Genomic DNA, 22,601 nt, shown 5'->3' on the forward strand with positions numbered 1-22,601 from the left:
TACTGGGTTTTGTTTGGTTTTTGAGTAATTTCAACTTACTTTTGCAATTTTATATCGCTGTAGTAAGCATCTAAACTTGTCACTTTAGTTTGGTTTGGCAAATCAGCAAACTCGCTATCACTAAACTTACTGCCACGTAATTGCACATTTAAGCGGGCTGCTTGTGGATTTAACATGGTTTGCTGGTAGTAGTCTTTAATATCAGCAAGGGTGACTTTTTCTACTTCTGCAATTAACTTTTGTTTTGAATCAAAATCAAAGTTCTCACGGTACCAATCGTTAATCAATGGACTCATTTCGTCGCTTAAATTCTTTGGCTGTTCTTTTAACGAAACCAAAGTTGCATTTTTAAGCTGTGCAAATGTTTCTTCACTCATAGCATTAAGCTCAGAAGCGTACTCTTTTTTGAACTTATCAAAGCGTACTTGAATTTCTTTTGGCCCTTTAACCGGTGTTTGAATAAACAAACCAATACCAGAGTAATCCTCAATAGGACGCGCTAACGCCCCTACCGCATAAGCTAGTTGTTCTTCGGTACGCATTTTGTCAAACGCGATTGTTCTAAAGTGTCCTTGTAAAACCGCCGCCTGCGCTTTTTGTTTGTAACCTGGCGTTGGGTGAATGGTCATATCCACAACGGCTACATCGGCTACATCAATATCTTTGTGTAATACGCGCGCTTCACCTTGTTGTGGTAACCAAGCTTTACTGCGTGCAAACTCAGATTTTGTATGATTATTTGGTAAGATAGCCGTTAATTCAGCAGCAATGGCATCAATATCTTTTTGATCATAGTTACCAAAGCTAAATACACGTAAGTTATTATTCGCTAAGGTGCTTTGTTTTAATGCTTGTAAATCAGCGAGTGTCAGTGATAGAGCTGCCTTAATAAGCGCGTCAGTATCAAAACTACCGGTTCTAGTCAGTTTTGAATATTCACTAAACGCTTGTGCATACGGGAACTGTTTTTGCTGATTGAGTAAATCACGTTGATAACGGTCAATCGCTTGATTAAATGCTTGCGCTGAAATTTCATCGTCAAATCCAGCTAACGCTTGTTTAAGTAAAGTATCTTGTTTATCGGTAAAACCACTTAATGATAAAACTAAGCCATTGCTTGAGCTTAAATTAACATTCATACCGGCAATAGCCGCTTCGGTTCGTAGCTGACTTAATTGGGTGTTATATAAATCTGCCCACACAGAATAAAGGACGGTTGAGTTAATATCACGCAACCCTGTTTGTGTGTTGATATACACCTCAACTAAACCTTTAGGCTGCTCTGCAAACTGCTGGCTTGCTTGGCGCCAGATTTTTACACCGTTTTTATCATAGTTAAGTTCTGGGTGTTTTTGCTCTTTAAAAGCCTGCGTTTTAATTGCAAAACTCTCTGGCAATAAGTTGTTAACACTTGGTAAGGCTAAATTAAATTCACTTGGTTTTTCCCAGCTGGCAATTTCTGCGTCGCTAATATCGTTAATTTTATATTTGCCATCGTAAAAATGCAGCTCAGAATCTGTATCTTCCTGTTGAGAAATATACCAAACGCGCAGTGTATCGGCATTAAGTTGCTTAAGTACATTGTTCACCGCATCAGCGTCAAACTTAGCATAGTAGTACGGTGCGTTTATCGCATGATTTAACGGATAATCTTGCATGCTTTGAGTCAGCGCACTAACGTAGTTAAACTCATCGCCCTTTTCTAAAAATTTAAACTGATTATTTAAAGAAGTGCGAATTTCATTAAAGTACTTACTATTAACGCCCTCACGCTTAATCAAGTCAATATATTGCATGATTGTCGCGACAATTGATTCGCGGTTTTTCATGCCTTCATCAGTCAGCTCTATGTTCACATTTAAAGAGCCATAGTTACCATATTGATTTGGTGAAGCAGACGCTGATAACTGCGATACCCAGCCTTTATCACGTAATATTTGTGCTGGGCTACCTGGCATTTCATTGCTAAGTAAATAGGCAACAAAACGATTAGGTTTTACTGCAAATTCAGTTTGATTATTAGTAATTGTGAAATCGAGTTGTAATTGTTTAACGTCTTCGTTTGGCGAGTAAAAAACACGTTTACCACCGGCATTATCAAAATCTAGCTTGGCTGATACTTTTGGCTTTTCAATATTTTTATTTTTAATATCAGCGAAGTATTTTTCTGCTTTTTTCTGCATTTCTTCAAGTGGTAAATTAGAAATTAACGCCACTTTCATAATATTTGATGAATAATATTTATTATAAAAATCAACAGTTTCTTTGTGTAATGAACTATCAGCTTTATCGCCTAACGTTTCAAGGTTACCAATTAAGAATCGATTAGCTGGGTGTTCACCCATCATTTTACGTGCAAGTTTAAATTGGCCAAAAAAGTCCATTTCACGACGCATTGACCACTCAGCATTCACTGCGTTTTTTTCTTTTTCTGTGTATTCTGGGTAAAGCTTAGGGGCTTTAAAAAAGTCTGAAAAGCGGTCTAAGCCTTCATCAAACGCATCGTTATTAATTTTAAACATGTAGTTTGTAATATCGAGCCACGTATAAGCATTATGCGCCCCGCCGTTTTTAGTCATAAAATCGGAGTACCCTTTAGTGTCAGGGTAGCGCTCAGTGCCTAAAAACAACATATGTTCTAAATAATGCGCCATTCCTTGTTGGCTCATTGGGTCGTGCAGCAGGCCGACACCGACACTCAATGAAGCAGCTGATTTTTCTGCGCTTGGATCAGAAACTAAAATCACTTCAATATCATTGGCAAGTGTTAGTGTTTTGTATTCACGATTATCGTTAGGGCTTACAACAAGCGTTGGTGATAAAAGTGATGTTTGTGATGATTGAGAAAGAGTGGCGGTATTCGAACAACCGCTTAATATTGCCAGTGCAATTGCACTTAAGCCGATGATGTGTTTCATTTTAGTTATATCCATTGCTGTTAAATATGGGCTTAGTGTTATAAAAAGACTAAATCACTTATAAACTACCATTATCAATTAATACTATGCTACTAATTAGCACTTAATTGTGTAACACATTGTGAATAGTTAATATAAATAATAAGGTAAGTTATGGAAAAGATAATAATAATAGCCATGTTCGTTCAGGTAACACTTTCATTAGTTGTGATGGTAATAATGGGAAAACGACGTTTTGCGGCGGCTAAAAACAAACACATACAGCTAAGTGACTTTGCTGCTATGCGCCTTGATAATGCGGGCGATCATGTCAGAGTCGCTGATCGTAATTTTAGTAATCAATTTGAAATACCTGTGCTTTTTTATGCGGGATGTTTGCTTGCTTTACAGCTTAATATGGCGAGTGTCCCTATTGCAGTATTGGCGTGTATATTTGTAGCGACACGCATTATTCATAGCCTCATTCACCTTGGTAGTAATCATTTAAGAGCCCGTTTTAGAGTATTTTTGCTAGGCTGCTTAGCTGTGTTTGTAATGTGGGTAACGTTACTGGTGAGCGTACTTTACAACTAAAAAAACGGCGGCTATGATAAGTCGCCGTTATTTTTACGGCTTACTTAGTGCGTTTTAACCTAGGTGCTACAAGCAATAGTGCGCCTAATAACCATGCCATACTGCCACTAGAGTCTGAACTTTGTGGTGGTGTCACTTCTACGTTATCAATTAATGTATTTTCTTTAGGTGTTAAATTTTGTGCTGAATTAGGATCGTCATCAAGCACAACCACCGTTTGTATTGATACTAAGTTTTGATTACTAATAACCACATTTTCATCTGAACATTGCTCTTTAGTAATACCAACCAATGGTACCTCTGCACAATGAACTAAGGCCGCTATTTTATCTAAAGTTTCTTGGCTTTGTGCTGTTATTTGTCCGAAAACGGTAAACCCACCATTTTGTAAATCTAAGTTTTGGCTGTTATCACTCATATTAAAAAACCATTGGCTAGTGGCGCTGTTTTCATTGCCGCCCTGCTTTGCCATGGCAATTGTGCCTTTTACATTTGAGTAAACAGGTTCGTTAATAACCGCTGGCTTGGTTGTAATGGGATCCATTTCATCAGAAAAAGTAAAACCTCCCCCTTGAATGACAAACTTATCAACAGAGCGGTGTATTACTGTTTGATTATACGCAGCATCATTAACATAACTTAGGAAGTTTTCTACTGTTTTAGGTGTTTGTTGATCAAACAAGTTAATTTCTATCGTTCCTTGGCTCGTTTGCATTTCGACTATGGTTGCTGCGCTTGAAAAGCTCGCTGCAGTTAAAATTGACGCTAAGATAAGCTTCTTCATTATTATTCCTATTTTTTATTGTCATTAGGCGTCATAGAGTAGTGTTATTCATTTTATAAATCGATACATAAGCACTTAACACTACAATTCATATCAAAGTAATTACACTGCAGTTACAACTGTTTACATTTTAATTTTAAACACGTTATGGTGAGTTAATTGTCTGAGAGCCTTGCAATACATCAAGGTGACTCTTTTTTAATTAACTTTAAGCCTAGCAAGGTACTTAAAAAGCCCCTTATCAATCACTCTTTTTTTGTTATTATCAGCCTACACAGTGATAGGAGTAAATATAATGGCAAACAACACGACTATTTGTGACTTTGGGCTACACCAAGGTGAACCATACACCCAACTTCCCGTCAGCTTTTTGAAATGGATGATTGATGTAAATCATCAAAAATCTCAATACGCACATGATGAGCTCGCACGCAGAAAACGGGTTGTAGAGCAGCAACGTGAAGCCTCATTGGCTGAAAAAACATGAAGAAGTGCGTTTTTTTAAACTCGAACTAGTTTAAACTAGCCGCCTACTATACTGAGTTTTGTTAATCGATAGGTATTTTATGCGTACTCTTGTTTTTCTCATTTTATTTCTTGGTTTATATGGCTGTGCCAGTGACTCTGTCAATAAACCTGCAGTACACTACTTAACTGTTCTTCATACCAATGATAATCATGGTCGTTTTTGGCATAATGAAAAAGGCGAATATGGTATGGCTGCGCGTAAAACACTAATCGATCAGCTAAGAGCCGATGCAAAAGCACAAGGGCATCAGGTGTTATTATTATCAGGTGGTGATATTAATACTGGTATCCCTGAATCAGACCTGCAATTTGCTGAGCCTGATTTTAGAGGCATGTCGAAAATTGGCTATGACGCAATGGCACTAGGTAATCATGAGTTTGATAATCCATTGAGTGTATTAAGACAGCAACAACAATGGGCTAACTTCCCTCTTTTATCGGCTAATATCTTTGATAAACAAACTAACGAAACTATTTTTGAACGTTATAAAATATTCAACAAAGGCGGCTTAACCATTGCCGTAATTGGGTTAACAACGACAGACACCGCTAAAATTGGTAACCCGCAATACATTGGTCACTTAGATTTTAAAGATCCGGTTGAGATAACCGCCTCACTTACCCAAACATTAAAAGCAAAATATAACCCCGATATTACTATTGCGGTAACGCACATGGGGCATTATGTAGATGCCAATTATGGGATAAATGCCCCAGGTGATGTTACGCTTGCCCGCTCTTTAGATAGAAACGCCCTTGATATGATTATTGGTGGCCATTCCCAAGAGCCAGTGTGTATGGCTGCAGAAAATGTCACAGATGAGAATTTTAAGCCAGGTTTAGCCTGTAAACCTGATCAGCAAAATGGAACCTGGATAATGCAAGCACATGAATGGGGTAAGTATGTGGGTAAAGCGGAGTTTAAATTAGAAAACGGTCAATTATCACTACTAAGTTATCAATTATTGCCCGTTAATTTGTACGTAGATAAAAAGCAAAAAGACGGTAGCGTAAAATCCGTACTTGCTGCAAATTACATTAAACCAGATCCAACGCTACAAACCTTTTTAGCGGCGTACCAACAAAAAGGTGCAAAGCAAATTGAAGGTAAAATTGGCTTTGTGAATGACAGACTCGAGGGTGATCGTAACAAAATACGCTTTGAACAAACTAACCTTGCTCGCGTAATTATTCAAGCGCAAATGAATACCGTAGGTGCCGATTTTGGCATTATCAGTGGTGGCGGTGTGCGCGATAGCATCAATGCAGGTGACGTGAGTTATAAAGACATACTCAAAGTACAGCCTTTTAAAAACCGTGTCGTCTATATCGATTTCAAAGGCAATGATATTTTAACCTATTTAAATGTCGTGACGCGTTTCCCACCAGACTCTGGAGCCTACATGCAATACCACAACCTAGCCTTTGAACTTAAAGAGGATCAAGTAACTAACGTGTTCATCGCCGGCAAGCCGCTTGATATAAACAAAACATACCGCATGAGTATTAATGAATATAATGCTTCTGGTGGCGATAGTTACCCTAAAATTACTCACATGAAAGGATTCGTAAGCACCGATGAAACGGACGCTCAGGCATTAAAACGATTTTTTGCAGAGCACAGCCCTGTTGATGCACATGAGTTTGCACCTAAATAGTAATCTGTATTGAACAACGATGAGTGTCATTGATATAGTAATGACACTCATCGTTGAGATTTATGTGCTATCCAGGCCAATTTAAGCTCTCTTAACCAGAGTTATGGTTAAGTAGCAAACCACGATTACTTTCCTATTATTTCTATATTTCCTTGACCCACATTTGCTAACCCATAACTGTGCATTCGTGAGCGTGAGCCCTCTCCAAATGCTTTCGGTGGGTAGTATAATCCCTTTTGTTCAGGGCAATCATTTAACACGTCATCCAGTGCGGCACGAATTTCACTTAATGTTTTCTCTAGACTGTTATTAAAGTTTGGACGCTTTCTTACTGTATGACCAAGCTCAACTAAACGATAGAAATACTTATTGGCAAGCTCTATCAATTCCTCGGGTACATTCTTGTTATGATTAAGCTTGATCTCTGAATTGTTAGTGCAATATTCAACAAGCGCTAAATAAAAACATAGAGGTTTGTTTGCCAAAGCCACTTGGTGCTCCAAAGAAGCGCTACTCGATAAGGTTTTACTTTTTAAATCAATGATCAGGGTTAATGGTTTTGACTCTGTAGTATTTGATTCTGCGTGAATAACCTGCTTATCATCATTTTTGTTGATATAGGCTAATTTTATTAGGTATGTTAGTAATATGCTAAGAATAAAAAGCATCCCATAAATAGCCACCACATCACGCGTAAAATACGGCTGCCTCAAAGACAAAACAATAAACACCACACCATTATTACTATTTAACTCTCGAATAAACTCTGTGGAAGTTTTTAAAGAAGCATCAAATTCATGTTGTGGCGTTATAGCTACAACCTCAATACCGGTTCTATCAATAAAGGTGTTTAAGATTTGAATATAATTAAGTAAAGCTGCTTTATTACCTGAGTGTTTAAGCAGCTCATTTGATAAATCTAACAAAGGTAAGTCTAAAGCGATTCGTTTTTCTATTTGTATTATTTGTAATTTATTTACTTGCTGTTGTTTTTGCATTGTCGAAACATAAAAAACAGACGAGAAAACCAAGAATAAAAAAATTGTGCATATTATCCATATTAACCTATTCATTACGACTCCCCTATAAAGGTAACGGGGTAACTATTGCACTGCCAATATGGCTCAACATCTTGATAATATTGAAACGATTGTTCTTTAGACATACTCAATAAGTGAGACTGTACAGCACAGAGTAAATCAGTATTGTTGTGCTGCATTTTTAAGTACCAACGGGTGCCTGCCACATTACTACTAATAGGCGTAATATAATTTTTTGAAAAACGCTGACTGTCACTTTCTCTCCAAAAAGAGGCAATAAGGTCTACTTCCCCGTTCGCCAATAATTCTCTCAACTCATTGTGTGAACTCGCATAGGTTATTTTTAGATGAGCAATGTTTAGGCCTAGCTCTTTAAAGGCTTGTTTGGGTAAAATGTGCCCTGAGCGACTCGTTGGATAATCCAACAGACCGATTTTTTTATCTAAAAAATATTGTTTGCTGATCTTTGGTTTTTCTTTTGAAGAGATAAAAAACGCAGTGTAATCAGAAAAGCCAACCACAGGCTGATAGTTGTAAGTAGATTCAGCCTTAAACGCATCCATAATATTATTTTTCGCTAAAATTAAATCTGCAATACCTTTACCTACAAACTCTAAGCTATCAACGGTTCTATACCCCCAATAGCCAATGACAGAGCCATACTGTTTTGCCACTACTTTGTCACCACAGAGATTTTGAGTAAGTAATTGAGCAACGTATTTTGAGGGGGTAAATACTATAAGTTGACTCTTATTAGCTGTTGCCGTTGTTTGACATGTCGTTGATGTCTCAATTATTACTGGAAACGTTATATCTTCCTCGCCCACAATAACTTGACCTGAAAACCAACTTAGCAACACGACCAGAAACATAAATGTAACAATCGCTGTTTTATGCAACATTAACTTCTTAATATTCAAAAAACACCCGTTTAAATTAGAGTAATAGCTCATTTGAACAATTTTAATTACTTATTACAACAGGTAATTTTACTCATTAAACACAACCCATTGAATATAAATAATTTTAAATAAGAAAGTATGAATTTTATTGAGTCCTTTCTATCAACTAAAAAAATGAGGACAATTGACCTTATCACCGTTTACCAAATAAATGTCACACTAACTAGGATGCTTCAATGTACAAAAATGTAAAATATTCGCTTTCTTTAACACTTTTAATTAGTGCAATATTTGCAAGCACAGATTGTAATGCTTGGGGCCAAAACGGGCATCGTGTAGTGGGTAAAATTGCAGAGTCGCACATAAGCGAAACTACTAAGACTGCACTTATCCCCTATCTCAATGGCGAATCTTTAGCTCAGATTTCAACATGGCCTGACGAAATGCGATCTGCACCAGGTGACTTTTGGCAAAAAAAATCATCTCGTTGGCATTACATTAATGCTGATGACAACGCGACCTTTAGTTTTGACCACGACCACACTAAACACAAAGAATCAGTAACAAACATATTAGAAGGCATTCACTACTCTATCCGCGTGTTGAAAGATGATAAATCAAGCCTCGCGGCCAAACAGTTTAGCTTGCGTTTTTTGGTGCATTTAGTGGGTGACAGCCATCAACCATTTCATGCAGGAAGAGCAGAAGATAGAGGCGGCAATCGCGTTAAGGTTTCTTTATTTAATCAACAGACCAACCTACATAGCTTATGGGACACCAAACTAGTTGAAAACGAAAACTTATCTTTTACTGAGTACGCTCAGTTTGTAAATACCAACAACAGCGAGCTAATTAGTGAATATTTACAAAGTACACCAACAAGCTGGCTTGAAGAGTCGCACAACTTAGCCCTAAAAATATATGAATCAACAGAAGAACAAATTAGTTACGACTATATCTACAACAACACCCCTATTGTGAAAACACGCTTGCAACAAGCGGGAATTCGCTTGGCTGGATTGTTAAATACATTATTTGATCCTGCTAACACGCAATCAAAAATGGCCTTAACACAGCAAACACAAAATTAAATTTAGTTTCTAACTTAAATCATCTACATGGGAAATCAACATTATGACTAAGCTTCGCCTTTCGAAATTAACTGGGGCTGTAATTCTAGCTCTAGGAGTTTCAACAAGCGCTATGGCTGCTGACACTTCGTCTGCAATGCGTGGTAAAATAACCACACCTTCAGGTGCGAGCGCTGCAAACGTTAAAATTAAGGTCGTTCATCAACCTACCGGCACAATCAGTGAGCTAACCACCAATGAAAGTGGTACTTTTATAGCCAATGGTTTACGTGTTGGTGGACCTTACACTGTGATCATCGACTCTGATACGTTTAACGATACCACCGTTGAAAACATCTTTTTAAACCTTGGCGAAACTTACCGACTAACGTCGCAATTAGCACCACTCAATATTGAAAAAATTGAAGTGTCTGGTTATAAAATTGTCCAACAATCAGGTGGTTCTAGCAGCACGTTTGGTGAAGATACCATCAACAACATGCCTAGTTTTAATCGTGACATTAAAGACATCGCACGTTTAAACCCACTTGCTAGTATTAATGGTAGCGGCGAACTTACGTTTGCCGGTAATAATCCTCGTAGTAATAGCTTAACTGTTGACGGCATTGGCCAAAATGATGACTTTGGCTTGAACTATGGTGGTTACCCTACTGCACAGCCACCGGTTGCGCTCGATGCTATTGAGCAAATTTCTGTCGATGTGTCACCTTTTTCAGCAGCCAAGGGCAACTTTGGTGGCGGTACCATTAACGCAGTAACAAAATCAGGTACTAACGAGTTTAAGTTTTCTGGCTTTTACGAAACATCAACCCCAGATATGGCCGGAGATGTTGATAGTATTAGTGAAGTTTATGGTGAATTAGACAAAGATAATCACAAAATTTATACCACAGAAAAAGTAAAACCGATTCAAACAGAAGCACGCTATGGTTTTAACTTAGGTGGTCCAATTTTAGAGGATAAACTATTTTATTTTGTAAACTACAATGCGTGGAAAAGTGAGCTTGACTTAGACTATGGCTTTGAGGGCTCAGGCGCAGCCAACGAATACGATGTAACTAAAGAAAGCTTTGATCAGTTTTTATCTATATTAGATAACGTTTATGGTATGCAAGATTCGCTAGGTGGCGATCCGAAAGACACCAACGAATCATTATTAGTGAAATTAAGCTGGAATGTTAACGACGATCATCGCTTAGATTTTACTTATCAATGGCAAGACGATCAAGATGAGCGTAACTTTGGTTCAGGCGGTAAAACAATTAGTCTTGCTTCTAACCGATATACTTATGCGACTAAGTTCAACAACTTTGCTACTAAGCTGTATTCTGATTGGAATGAAGATTTTTCATCTGAAATAGGTATCGCTTATAAAGACGTAACCTCTGATAGCATTACCAACTCAAACATAGGAAGTGTTACGGTTGAAGAAGATGGCCGCAATAGTCCTCGTTATCAATTTGGTACCGACCAATATCGCCATGCTAATAAATCAGCCACTGAAAATCTAACCCTCACTTTTGATGGTACTTATTTATTAGACGAGCATCAAATTGAGTTTGGTGTTAAATATGAGTCGCTCAACTTGTATAACCTGTTTGCAGCGGATTCATTAGGTACATGGAAGTTTACTAGTTTTGATAACTTTACTGATCGAATAATTGAGCCAGATGGTTTTTCTTACAGTAATGCTTATACAAATAAATCTGCTGATACGGCTTACGATGCAACACGCAGCCAACTAGCGCTTTACATTGAAGATACGTTTTATGCTACTGATGACTTAGAAATAACTGCGGGTATACGTTATGAGCGCTTAGCGTCTGACGACAAGCCTACATTAAATGAAACGTTTTTAGAAACTTATGGTTACTCTAACCAAGAAAACTTAGATGGCTTAGACGTTATTTTACCGCGTGTTGGCTTTAAATATTATGCCACAGAAGCATTAACCATTAATGGTGGTGTAGGTCGTTTCCAAGGCGGTATTCCTAATGTTTGGTATAACAACTCATTTCAAAAAGACGGTCTAACTTTTGTCGATGCACCTGATCAAGTAATCAACGACTACTTTGCAAATAACAAGGCCGATATTACTCAAGTTCCTGATGAAATTAAAAATTCATTAGTACAAGGTGCCGGTAGTACTAACTATATTGATCCAAATTTCAAACTGCCTTCAAGTATTCGTGCACAAGTTGGTTTTGACTATGAGTTTGACTCTGAACTGTTAGGTAACGGCTTTAAATGGCAAGCAGAAATTGCTTACCATAAAAAAGAAAACGAAGCCGTATGGCATAATACAGCCATCCAACCTGCAAGTACCACTGCTGGCGGCGACCGAGTAATCAATAAGCCAATCTATTCGGGCAATAAAGCAAACAACTACGATATCATGATGACTAATTCATCAGAAGATGGCCGCTCTATCATTTTATCTACAGCACTTGCAAAAGAATGGGACAATGGTTTATACATTTCAGCCAGCTATGCACATCAAGATGTTACTGAAGCATCTACCGGTTCATCATCACAAGCTTTGAGTAACTACCGATTCGCTATTACTCAAAACCGCAATGAGGACCTTGCTCACCGTGGTGCTTACGAAGTTGAACATAGTTTTAAAGTAAACTTAGCATACAAGACTGAGTTCTTTAGTGGTTACGCAACTAAGTTTAATGTTTACTTTGAACGTCGCTCTGGTCGTCCATTTAGCTACACTATGGCTATGTATAAAATGAAAGACTTAGGAGACACAAGTAAGTTTTATAGCGATTCAGCTTACCTTCCATATATTCCTACAGGCGCTGATGATGCCAATGTAAACTGGGATGAGTCTGGTTTATCGTGGAATGAACTTGAAACACTATTAAACCGCGCTGGTATTTCTGAGCGCGGCTCTATTTTAGACCGTAACTCAGGTACGCAACCATGGGTTACCTCAATGGACATTAGTGTTAAACAAGAGATCCCAGGGTTTGCAAAAGGTCATAAAGGTGAGGTTTACTTTATGATTGATAACTTTGCTAACTTACTTAATAGCGACTGGGGGGTTGAAAAACGCTTGAGATATTCAAATCAAGACTTATACGACCTTGCTGGTATAGATGGCCAAGGTCGTTACATCATTAATAATAAATTTAGAGGGGCTGATGTTCGTAATTATACACAAATCAATACGTCATCGTCGGCTTGGCAAGCTAAAATTGGTGTAAGCTATAAGTTTTAATATATAGCCTGTACATCAAAAACTCTTAAAATTAAAAAAGCCATTACATACATGTAATGGCTTTTTTTATGGAAAAAATAACTTTTCATCTGTTTGTCATAAAAACTACTTACTATTTGCACGGTAAAATATTGAAACATAGATAAAATGCTAAATTTCACAAATAAAGTGTTTTATAATAAAAAAATTACAGTTGTATTTTATTTGTAACAAACAAATGAGGTACACTATGTAAGTATTTTGGGTTAAGTGTATTTTGCGGTCGCATAATCCAAAATTAAAATAAAAAAGCTATTAAAAGTTTATTTAACTACACGGGAAAATAAAATGAAAATTCAACTTCGCAAAACAGCTCTATCACTTGCTATAGCAGCATGTGTTGGTGTGAGTGGTGCTGCAATTGCAAACGAAACAACTTCTGCAATTAAAGGGCAGATTATGGGCCCTAACGGCAACCCTGCTGCAGGAACTAAAATTACTATTTTACACGTTCCTTCAGGCTCTGTTAAAACAACTGAAGTAAATGACGCTGGTTACTTTACTGCTAAAGGACTTCGTGTTGGCGGCCCTTACAAAGTAATCGTAGACTCAGACATCTACGCTGACCAAGAGTTCAATAATATTATCTTGAACATTGGTAGCGACTACCCTGTTAATACTTCACTTGAAAATATCTCAGATGTTGAACAAATTGTAGTAACTGGGCGTCCAATCAGCACTATGTCTGGTGGTACGGGTCCTGCTTCAACATTCACATTAAGCGATCTTGAAAATCAACCAGCTATTAACCGTGATTTAAAAGATATTATTCGTATTGACCCTCGCGTTGCTATCGATGATAGCCGTGGTTCAATCAACTGTGGTGGTGGTAATCCACGTTTTAACAGCTTAACCCTTGATGGCGTTCGCATGAACGATAACTTTGGTTTAAGTTCAAACGGTTACCCTACTATTCGCGCTCCGTTCTCTTTTGATTCAATCGAGCAAGTAGCGGTAGAATTAGCCCCTTTTGATGTTCAATATGGTGGTTTCACATCATGTAACATCAACGCTGTGACCAAATCTGGCGGCAACGACATTCACGGTGGTGTATTCTACGATTACACTAACGATTCAATGAAAGGCGATAAGATTGAAGGTAATGACGTTGACAACGGCGATTACAGTGAAAAACGTTATGGTTTCAACGTTGGCTTACCACTAATCAATGATACGCTTTTCTTGTTTACCTCTTACGAGAAACTTGAAGGTGTTAAACAGTTTAACTATTCATCTTTAGTGTCTTCTGCAGAAATTGATGAAATTAAACAAATTACACGTGATGTTTATGGTTACGAAGCCGGTGCTACACCAGCGAGCTCACCAGTAGAAGATGAAAAAATCTTAGTGAAGTTAGATTGGAACATCAATGATGACCACCGTGCTAACCTAATCTATAACTACAATGATGGCTTTACTTTATCGCAATCTGACGCTGATAGTGATGAGCTCGCATTTGATAGCCACTTTTATGAGCAAGGCGCAGAGTTTACCTCAATCGTTGCATCACTTTACTCTGATTGGAACGACGATTTCTCAACTGAAGTTCGTTTAGGTAAATCAGAGCTTGACGCTCGCGTTCAATCTTTAGACGCAGCAAGCGGTTTTGGTGAGTTCCAAATCAGCACAGATAATGCCACGGTGTACGTTGGTCCTGATGACTCTCGTCAATCAAATGATTTAAACTACGATACCACAACAGCTAAATTCTCAGGTACTTACTACCTTGATCAGCACACGATTACCGCTGGTTTTGAGTATGAAAAGTTAGAAGTATTTAACCAATTCGTACAACATACTGAAGGTGAATGGCGTTTTGCTTCGATTGACGCATACAGAAATGGGATTGCTGATGAAGTTTATTATAATAACTCTGCAAGTACGAATAACCCAAATGATGCAGCTGCTAACTTTGCTTATTCACAAAATACATTTTATGTACAAGATGAATACAGCTTTTCAGATATCGATGCATCATTAACATTTGGTCTTCGTTACGACAGCTATTCAAGCGATGACAAACCAACATTAAATCAGAATTTCACTAATCGTTACGGATTTAGCAATCAGTCTACTTTTGATGGTATTGATTTAATTCAACCACGTGTTGGTTTTGAGTGGTATGCAACCGATGCACTAGAAGTACGTGCAGGGGTTGGCTTGTTCTCAGGCGGTAACCCCAATGTATGGTTGTCTAACTCATATTCAAATGATGGTATCACCAATATTGGTGCTTATATCAGCGATATCAGTAATTCTTATAAAGTTGGTTCTGGTGATGATGAAGTCACTCTAGTTGACCTATTTGATACGCCAAATGTAAATGGTGGTACTCCAGGTTACGACGTTCCACAAGATATGTTTGACAAAGTAGCAAATACTGAAATTGGTTCGGGTGATGCTACAACGAACGCGGTAGATCCTAACTTTGAAATCCCATCAGAGTGGAAGTACTCTTTAGGTGCTACATATACTACAGAAAACGACTATGTTATTGCTTTGGATTACCTTTACACTAAGAAGCGAGATGCAGCGACTCTTGTAGATATTGCTTTACAAGATTCTGGTAAAACTACTTTTGATGGTCGTCCTATCTATGAAAGAAAAGAAGATCCATTAAATCCAGGTAAATATCGTAGTGGTGAACTATTACTAACAAATGTGAATGGTGATAGTGGTGAGTCTTCAATTATATCTGCTGCAGTAAGTAAAGCGTTTGATAATGGCGTTAGCGTTCAGTTCTCATACGCTTACACTGATGCAGATGATGTAAACCCAATGGCTAGCTCTGTAGCCAGCTCAAGCTACGGTAACCTAGCAACATCAAACCCAGGTAACCCTGGCGTGGCATCATCTGATTACGAAATCCCACATCGCTTTACATTAAACCTAGGTTATAAACACGAGTTCTTCGATGGTTATAACACCCGCTTTAACCTATTTGGTGAAGCATACAAAGGTTTACCATATAGCTTTACCTACAAGAGTAATCGCGAGACGGGTGCGGGCGATATTCAATTTGGTGATAGAAACTCTAATGGCGCGCGTCAATTATTGTATGTACCACTTGAAAATGATCCAAACGTTGTCTACAACATGAGTGCTGATGAAATCAATGAGTTTAATGACTTTATCGCATCTGAAGGTCTTAAACGTGGTGAAATCACTGGTCGTAACCAACAGAACTCTGATTGGTTCGTTAAATTTAACTTTAAAATCACTCAAGAAGTACCTGGCTTTATGGATGGCCATAAAGGTGAAGCATTCTTCGTAATCGATAACTTAACGAATATGTTAAACGATGATTGGGGTGTATTAAGAAAAGGCTCTTTCGTGGGTAATAAGATGGTTGAAGTAAATATTAATGACCAAGGTCAATACGTTTACTCAAACTTCAGTGCACGTAGTGCTGAACAGTCTGTACAACGCGATGCCTCTTTATGGGAAATGCGTGTAGGTGTTCGTTACACGTTCTAATTTGATTAACTAAATTAGTCTATTTAAAAGCCCACTTTGTGGGCTTTTTTATGCCTGTAATTTATTTTTTAATTTATCAAAAATTGCGATTAGCTGATGCTGTTCAGCATCCGACAGGCAGCTTAATAATGCACGCTCCCACTGCAATGCTTGTGGGGTTATTTTTTCATATAAAGCCATGCCCTTATCACTTAGCATCAAAAATGCAGCGCGCTTATCATGCTTATTTAACTCACTATAAATAAGCCCTTTATCTATTAGCGTTTTTACTGCCCTTGATACTGTCGACTTATCCATATCTGCTTGAGTACATAACTGCTTTGCTGTGCTTTGGCCTGATTGCGCTAAATTAGCCATTATTCGCCACTGAGGAATAGTTAAATCAAACTCTTTTTTATAAATACTCGAAAAATCATTACTTACCTGTGTTGCTAAGTGTGTTAATTGATAAGGTAAAAATGTCGTTAAATCTATTTTCATATTGAATCACTTATTTATTTACATACGACTTTTATTTGTTCACTTTTATTTACAAGGGTCATAATCAGTGTGTTTGATATTAGTCTCACTTGAGAGTATCTTAGCGTAAATAACAAAAATATAACACTCCCCCACTTTCACAGGAGTCAGTAATGGCGACACAATTAAACTATATGACCGGCTTTGGTAATGAATTTGAAACCGAAGCGCTGCCTGGTGCATTACCGATTGGGCAGTTTAGCCCGCAAAAAGTAAAATACGATTTATATGCAGAGCAATTTAGTACCACTGCATTTACCGCTCCGCGCGCCGATAATCGCCGCACTTGGATGTACCGTATTCGCCCATCGGTTGTGCAAGGTGATTACACAGCCATAGACAATGGCTTAATTAGAACAGCGCCTATTACTGAAGTGCCAACGCCGCCTACCATGCTGCGATGGGATCCCATTGATATACCAGCAGCACCTACTGATTTTATTGATGGGCTGATCACTATGGCTGCAAATGGCAGCGCCAATGGGCAAGCCGGTATTGGCATTCATGTTTATGTCGCCAACAAATCAATGGACAAGCGCTTTTTTTATAACGCCGATGGCGAAATGTTATTTGTACCACAACACGGCGAGCTATTACTTAAAACAGAACTCGGGCATTTAAGTATTAAAGCCGGTGAAATTGCCGTTATTCCGCGTGGCATTAAGTTTCAGGTGCAGCTATTAACTGATACAGCGCGTGGGTATATTTGTGAAAACTACGGCCATGCTTATGTTCTTGCTGAGCGCGGCCCTGTTGGCGCAAATGGTTATGCTAATGACCGTGACTTTCACTATCCAATAGCGGCTTTTGAAGACATTGAAGGCGAATTTGAACTTATTGCTAAATTTAATGGCAATATGTTTCGTTGTGATATTGGTCATTCTCCTCTTGATGTTGTTGCTTGGACAGGTAACAGCGCGCCTTACAAATACGATTTGGCTCGCTTTAATGTCATGAATACCGTTAGCTTTGATCACCCCGATCCATCAATTTTCACGGTACTAACCTCGCCATCAGGCACTGAAGGCGTTGCAAATATTGATTTTGCTATTTTTCCACCGCGTTGGATGGTGGCTGAAAACACCTTCCGCCCGCCTTACTATCACCGTAATATTATGAGTGAATTTATGGGCTTAATAGAAGGCGTATATGATGCAAAAGAGCATGGCTTTGTGCCAGGTGGCATGAGCTTACATAACTGTATGTCGCCGCATGGTCCTGAAGCAGACGTATTTGAAAAAGCGTCAAATGCGGACTTAGAACCACAACGCTACGATAGTACGTTGGCGTTTATGTTTGAGTCACGTTATGTAATATCGCCGACTAAATACGCATTAGAAGGTAAAGAGCGCCAAGCTAATTACACTGATTGCTGGCGCACAATCAAAAAACACTTTAATGGCAATCAAGGATAATTAGATTATGAAGCTTTATACTTATTTTCGCTCATCGGCAGCATATCGTGTGCGCATTGCATTAAATCTCAAAAATATTGATCACCAGTTGGTGCCAGTAAACTTACTAAAATCAGAGCAACAAAGCACAGATTACTTACAGAAAAACCCTCAAGGACTTTTACCTTCTTTAGAAACAGAAGACGGCGTATTAGGTCAATCCCTAGCAATTTTAGAGTACCTTGAAGAGCAATACCCTGAAACACCATTGCTGCCTGGTAATGCATGGCAAAAAGCACACATTCGCAATTTAAGTTATGCTATTGCCTGTGATATCCATCCGATTGATAATTTACGGGTACTGAAATATTTAAGTAGTGAGCTCAATGTTGATGATGAAGCAAAAAATAAATGGTACCGCCACTGGGTTGAAGTGGGTTTTGAAAAAATAGAACGCATGCTAGATAGCAAAAACACATTTTGCGCAGGCGACTCGCCAAGCTTAGCTGATGTGTGTTTAGTACCGCAGGTATTTAATGCCATTCGTTTTAAAGTAGATATGGCTGCCTACCCTAAAATAGCAGCCATATATCAGCGTTGTAATGAGTTGGCAGCTTTTGTTGATGCAGCCCCTGAAAATCAACCTGATGCAAACTAATAAAGTAGATTAACTTTTTAGTACACTGTGTATTACCGTTACATGCTCAATTAAATCTAAGCCCAGTTCGGTTAAATAGCCACCATCTGGGCTGTCTATAACCCCTTTATCGAACAAACGTTGTGCTGCGCTTAACAAAGCCGGCTCAGCATCAGAATGGAGTTTAATTCCTTGCATTTTGCTCTCGCGTGGAAATTTTGCTAATAGCGTAAATTCGTCAATCATGGTTTGATTAAATAGCATATGTGTTCACCTTTTTATTGTTCTGTGTTTTACTGAAGTTGTCTTACTTACCCTAGCATGTTTTTTTGCTAAGTGTAGTTATTTTAAACACCTTGAGGTTTTTGATGCGTTATTATTTTACTTCGTTTATTACTGTTTTATGCTTGTGTTTTTCAGCTTTAAGCTTCGCTAGCACAATAAAAACGCTTCCTGTTGTTGATGCTACCCAGCTTATAAACACAAACACTCAGTGCTGGTATGATAATAAACGTTACAGCGAAGGAGCTATACTGCAGGTTCACTCAGTTTCGCTTATTTGTGCTGCAAAGTACCCCCAACATAACAACAGTCAATTGATTTGGCTAAAGCTTGATAAGCAAGGTAACCTTATTTACCCCAAGAAACCTGCAACTATTACTGTAAATTAATCAAGGTTAACAATCTGGAATCTGCCAGCCATCTCCAAACTATTAAGGTGCGGCGGGATACGTTACAATACATGCAGTTTAAAAAAGCAGTGTGACTATGAATAATCAACCAAAAAATCCGCTACATGGGATAACTTTAGAGCAAATTCTTGTAGAACTAGAGCAACGTTTAGGCTTTAAAACAATGGGTGAACAAGTAAACATAAAATGCTTTACTGATTCTCCGAGTATCAAATCAAGCTTAAAATTTTTACGTAAAACCCCATGGGCAAGAGATAAAGTAGAAGCGCTTTATATCCATACCATTAATAACAAGCCGTTACGTAAGCCTAGAAATAAATCGACTAAGCAGTCAGAATCCTCACAACCTGATACATCAGGTTTTGTATGGCCTTCTATTAAAAAATAAAAGGCTCAAAAAAATAGCAATGGCGTAATACATACGCCTTTCTAATTAGTTGTTTGCTCTTGGCATATTACATTTAACGACGCTGGCTGAATGCTCACCACCACTTTATCTGCAGATTTGACTTCGCCATCAATCACATAATTAAGTCTCTCATCTGCGCTTATCTCAACACGCTTTGCATTGGTATAATGTGAGTTAATGGCAAAATGCGTTTGCGTAATACTGCTAAACATTAGCTCAGCAATACTCAATACCGTCGTTTCATTATCTTTGTTTGGCGTTAACCAGTTTACGTCTAATAATCCATCACGGTGGTCGGGTTGTCCCCCTCCTTGGGCTAAAAGGGTTGTAAATGGGGCAGCATTAGCGACAATAAAGCTATTTGTATTAATAGCTTCAGGCTCATTATCATCGAGTTTGACCATAAGCTTTTGCGCTTTATTCTCGCCAAAGGAATGTAAAAACCCATTTAAATAAGCAAGCTGGCCAGATTTATTTTTCGACTCTCGATCTGCTTTTTCAATCATTGCATGCTCAAAGCCAATGCCAATTAGCAATAACATCAAATCGTTATTACAATATGCGGTATCGATCAGGTTTGTCTGACCATCAATTATTAAATCGCACGCTTGCTCAACAGGAATAAATTTAGATTTTATTCCCATCAGCACATGGGCCAACGCATTTGCTGTGCCCAGTGGTATAATTCCTAATCGACACGATGTACCCACCAACACACTGGCAACCTCAGTGACTGTGCCATCTCCACCGCAGGCAATTATAATATCAGGCTCGTGCTCTATAGCTTGTTTAGCCAATGTAATGCCATTTTGTTCCGGTGTAGTTTTTAAAATAGTTAAATCGTAATACGCAGATAAACGCGCAACAATTAAATGCTCTTTTTCAGACCATAACTTAGTGCCTGAAACTGGATTAGCAATTAAGTACGCTTTATTTTTTATCAGTAGCTCCCCCTTACGGTGGCGCTTAACTAAATGGCGTAATTGGCGTTTATTAAGGTTAGCAGTTTCACGTGTTTCTTTGATTTGTGCCAGAATATCATGTACATCTGCATCTTTATTTTGACTCAATAAATACGCTGCCATAACAAACACCGAACGTCCGCGACCTAATGCACAATGCACCACAACACGACGGTCTTTCTTTATATGGTGATGGATCCAATTAATGGCTTGGTTTAACTGTGAATGTGTAGGCACACTGTGATCAAGAACAGGAATATTTAAATAATCAATATTTTCTTGGGTAGATGTCCACTCAAGCCCATCAAATTCACAGGTAACGTCCAAAACAGCGGTAATACCATTTTCTTTTAATGTATCTATATCTGAGGGAAACAAACGACATGCTAAAAAGAGATTATCGTTTATTTGTTGAATAGGCGGTACTTTGTCGCGCTTGCGTGACCACGCATTATAAAATTGTGCACCTAATAAAAAAGGTACAAAAGCCCAGCGAATGTAAAAAGGGATAACGCCATTTTCTCGCTTTCTGAATATTTTCCCCGCATTAAAAAAATAAGCACCGCTGACTAATAGTAGCGAAAGTGCGGTCCAAAAAAACGCAACTGCAAAGTAAATGGAGTTAACCGTTAATCCTAAGACTATAAATACCAATGCTGTTACAAGATAACTTACTGCAGCCCACATGTGCTCTCCTTAAAGTTGGTAACGCAAAATTAACGCTTTTAATATAGCTCAAAGACTGCAAGTAATACGCCAAAAAGCAACTATTCTTGTTTACTGTATTCAGGTATAAAACGCAAACTTACAACAAACCGCCATAAAAACCTAGTGCGTTGATAATACTAAGTTATATTTTTATTTTCGGTTTCCATTTCAGCTATTCAAAGCTAGTCTTTATTTATAATATTAACCTTAAAGCTGTTTATAGCTAAGACTAGCCCTTTCTTTTTTACAATTGTAACGGTCAAATATTCATGGTTACTTAATAACTTAGCGTATTAATTATCAAACGGCATAAGTAATGTTTTCATCGCTGGACGCAGTGCAATAAGCACGGTTTCTTCTGTTAACTCAGGAAACAGCATTTTTCGTAATAACAATCCTGCCATCACTGAAAAAATCACATTAATGCGGCTTTCAAGTTCTTGCTCTGAATGTGTTTTTATTAAACTACTTTCACTGACTAATAAATCACGCATTCTGTTACGTGCTTGTGTGTCAGCCTCACGCAGTAATAAAGCGACTTTTTTGTTTCTACTGGCCTCTGCCATCATGTCTAAGTCAACAACGCAGGCCCCCGTGTCCATATGACGCTGCACACCATGGTGTAAGCCATCAAGTAACACCGTTAAAATATCGCCAGGTTGATCTTCAAACTCTTGAAATATGGAAAACATTTCTTCCATATCTTGTTCAATAATACTTTCAATTATGGCTTCTTTACTTTCAAAGTAATTATAAATATGGCCGGCACTCATCCCTGCCGTTTTAGCTATTTCTGCCATACCTGCGCCATGGTAGCCTTTGCGACGAAAACAATCAGCAGCGGCGGTTAATACCTGCTCGCGACGCGCTTGTGCTTGCACCGGATCTAGGTGTTTTTTATTTTTAGGTTTCATTTGAAACTCCAGTATCGAGTCTCTCAACTCGAAATATTTAGCGTTTACTGCATTGATCACAAAAAATAAACGCTAAATGGGCATTACTTTAATCACGCATAAAACCTTTTATTGTTAACAGGCTTTA

18 protein-coding genes are annotated in these 22,601 nt (G+C 38.2%); 10 read left to right on the forward strand and 8 right to left on the reverse strand.

Translation table 11 applies throughout. The features are described from left to right. Positions 1–35: 35 nt before the first annotated feature. Entirely contained in the window at positions 36–2,918 is a 2,883-nt protein-coding gene (locus tag MTN97_RS12235; RefSeq protein ID WP_248474498.1) for an insulinase family protein, read from the reverse strand. Positions 2,919–3,071: 153 nt separating this feature from the next. On the opposite strand from MTN97_RS12235, the gene MTN97_RS12240 reads away from it, so the two are divergent. Further along, positions 3,072–3,491, forward strand: coding sequence for an MAPEG family protein (locus MTN97_RS12240; protein ID WP_248474499.1), 420 nt, complete (start codon positions 3,072–3,074; stop codon positions 3,489–3,491). Positions 3,492–3,531: 40 nt separating this feature from the next. Here the strand turns inward: MTN97_RS12240 and MTN97_RS12245 are convergent, their stop codons facing one another. After that, entirely contained in the window at positions 3,532–4,275 is a 744-nt protein-coding gene (locus MTN97_RS12245) for a peptidylprolyl isomerase (protein ID WP_008112351.1), read from the reverse strand. Between the two features lie 295 nt (positions 4,276–4,570). Between MTN97_RS12245 and MTN97_RS12250 the strand changes: the two genes are divergently transcribed. Both MTN97_RS12250 and ushA read left to right on the forward strand, forming a co-directional pair. Further along, positions 4,571–4,762: a hypothetical protein gene (locus MTN97_RS12250; protein ID WP_036983896.1), complete on the forward strand. Its 192-nt coding sequence runs from the start codon at positions 4,571–4,573 to the stop codon at positions 4,760–4,762. Between the two features lie 79 nt (positions 4,763–4,841). Then, positions 4,842–6,461 carry a bifunctional UDP-sugar hydrolase/5'-nucleotidase UshA gene (gene ushA / locus MTN97_RS12255; protein WP_248474500.1) on the forward strand — a complete coding sequence of 540 codons (1,620 nt, stop codon included), beginning with the start codon at positions 4,842–4,844 and terminating at the stop codon, positions 6,459–6,461. A 125-nt stretch (positions 6,462–6,586) separates the two neighbouring features. Here the strand turns inward: ushA and MTN97_RS12260 are convergent, their stop codons facing one another. After that, positions 6,587–7,534 (reverse strand): hypothetical protein, encoded by a 948-nt coding sequence (locus tag MTN97_RS12260; protein WP_069438983.1) that lies wholly within the window; start codon positions 7,532–7,534, stop codon positions 6,587–6,589. After that, positions 7,534–8,403 (reverse strand): hypothetical protein, encoded by an 870-nt coding sequence (locus MTN97_RS12265; RefSeq protein WP_069438984.1) that lies wholly within the window; start codon positions 8,401–8,403, stop codon positions 7,534–7,536. The genes MTN97_RS12260 and MTN97_RS12265 overlap by 1 nt, the downstream gene beginning before the upstream one ends. Positions 8,404–8,639: 236 nt before the next feature. Between MTN97_RS12265 and MTN97_RS12270 the strand changes: the two genes are divergently transcribed. From MTN97_RS12270 to MTN97_RS12280, 3 genes are all read left to right on the forward strand, one after another. Then, complete coding sequence (locus MTN97_RS12270; RefSeq protein WP_138626285.1) at positions 8,640–9,494, forward strand: S1/P1 nuclease; 855 nt, start codon at positions 8,640–8,642, stop codon at positions 9,492–9,494. A 43-nt stretch (positions 9,495–9,537) separates the two neighbouring features. Beyond that, positions 9,538–12,723, forward strand: coding sequence for a TonB-dependent receptor (locus MTN97_RS12275; RefSeq protein WP_248474501.1), 3,186 nt, complete (start codon positions 9,538–9,540; stop codon positions 12,721–12,723). Positions 12,724–13,050: 327 nt separating this feature from the next. Next, entirely contained in the window at positions 13,051–16,239 is a 3,189-nt protein-coding gene (locus MTN97_RS12280; RefSeq protein ID WP_248474502.1) for a TonB-dependent receptor, read from the forward strand. A gap of 48 nt (positions 16,240–16,287) precedes the next feature. Here MTN97_RS12280 and MTN97_RS12285 read toward each other — a convergent pair whose 3' ends face one another. Next, positions 16,288–16,719 (reverse strand): MarR family winged helix-turn-helix transcriptional regulator, encoded by a 432-nt coding sequence (locus tag MTN97_RS12285; RefSeq protein WP_248474503.1) that lies wholly within the window; start codon positions 16,717–16,719, stop codon positions 16,288–16,290. 152 nt (positions 16,720–16,871) lie between these two features. Here MTN97_RS12285 and hmgA point away from each other — a divergent pair, with 152 nt between their 5' ends. Both hmgA and maiA read left to right on the forward strand, forming a co-directional pair. Further along, entirely contained in the window at positions 16,872–18,173 is a 1,302-nt protein-coding gene (gene hmgA / locus MTN97_RS12290) for a homogentisate 1,2-dioxygenase (protein WP_248474504.1), read from the forward strand. A 7-nt stretch (positions 18,174–18,180) separates the two neighbouring features. Then, positions 18,181–18,810: a maleylacetoacetate isomerase gene (gene maiA, locus MTN97_RS12295; protein WP_138626290.1), complete on the forward strand. Its 630-nt coding sequence runs from the start codon at positions 18,181–18,183 to the stop codon at positions 18,808–18,810. Between the two features lie 9 nt (positions 18,811–18,819). Here the strand turns inward: maiA and MTN97_RS12300 are convergent, their stop codons facing one another. Beyond that, positions 18,820–19,053: a TIGR02647 family protein gene (locus MTN97_RS12300; protein ID WP_036983885.1), complete on the reverse strand. Its 234-nt coding sequence runs from the start codon at positions 19,051–19,053 to the stop codon at positions 18,820–18,822. 104 nt (positions 19,054–19,157) lie between these two features. On the opposite strand from MTN97_RS12300, the gene MTN97_RS12305 reads away from it, so the two are divergent. After that, on the forward strand, positions 19,158–19,460 hold the full coding sequence (locus tag MTN97_RS12305; protein ID WP_248474505.1) for a DUF1496 domain-containing protein: 303 nt from the start codon (positions 19,158–19,160) through the stop codon (positions 19,458–19,460). Between the two features lie 97 nt (positions 19,461–19,557). Next, positions 19,558–19,869, forward strand: coding sequence for a VF530 family DNA-binding protein (locus MTN97_RS12310; RefSeq protein WP_069438992.1), 312 nt, complete (start codon positions 19,558–19,560; stop codon positions 19,867–19,869). Positions 19,870–19,910: 41 nt separating this feature from the next. Here the strand turns inward: MTN97_RS12310 and MTN97_RS12315 are convergent, their stop codons facing one another. Together MTN97_RS12315 and MTN97_RS12320 are read right to left on the reverse strand one after the other, a co-directional pair. Continuing rightward, positions 19,911–21,539 (reverse strand): diacylglycerol kinase family protein, encoded by a 1,629-nt coding sequence (locus tag MTN97_RS12315; protein WP_248474506.1) that lies wholly within the window; start codon positions 21,537–21,539, stop codon positions 19,911–19,913. A gap of 314 nt (positions 21,540–21,853) precedes the next feature. After that, positions 21,854–22,474: a TetR/AcrR family transcriptional regulator gene (locus tag MTN97_RS12320; RefSeq protein WP_248474507.1), complete on the reverse strand. Its 621-nt coding sequence runs from the start codon at positions 22,472–22,474 to the stop codon at positions 21,854–21,856. Positions 22,475–22,601 lie beyond the last annotated feature (127 nt).

Origin of the sequence: Pseudoalteromonas sp. 2CM36K, from assembly GCF_023161865.1 — a bacterium.
Lineage (GTDB): Bacteria > Pseudomonadota > Gammaproteobacteria > Enterobacterales > Alteromonadaceae > Pseudoalteromonas > Pseudoalteromonas tetraodonis.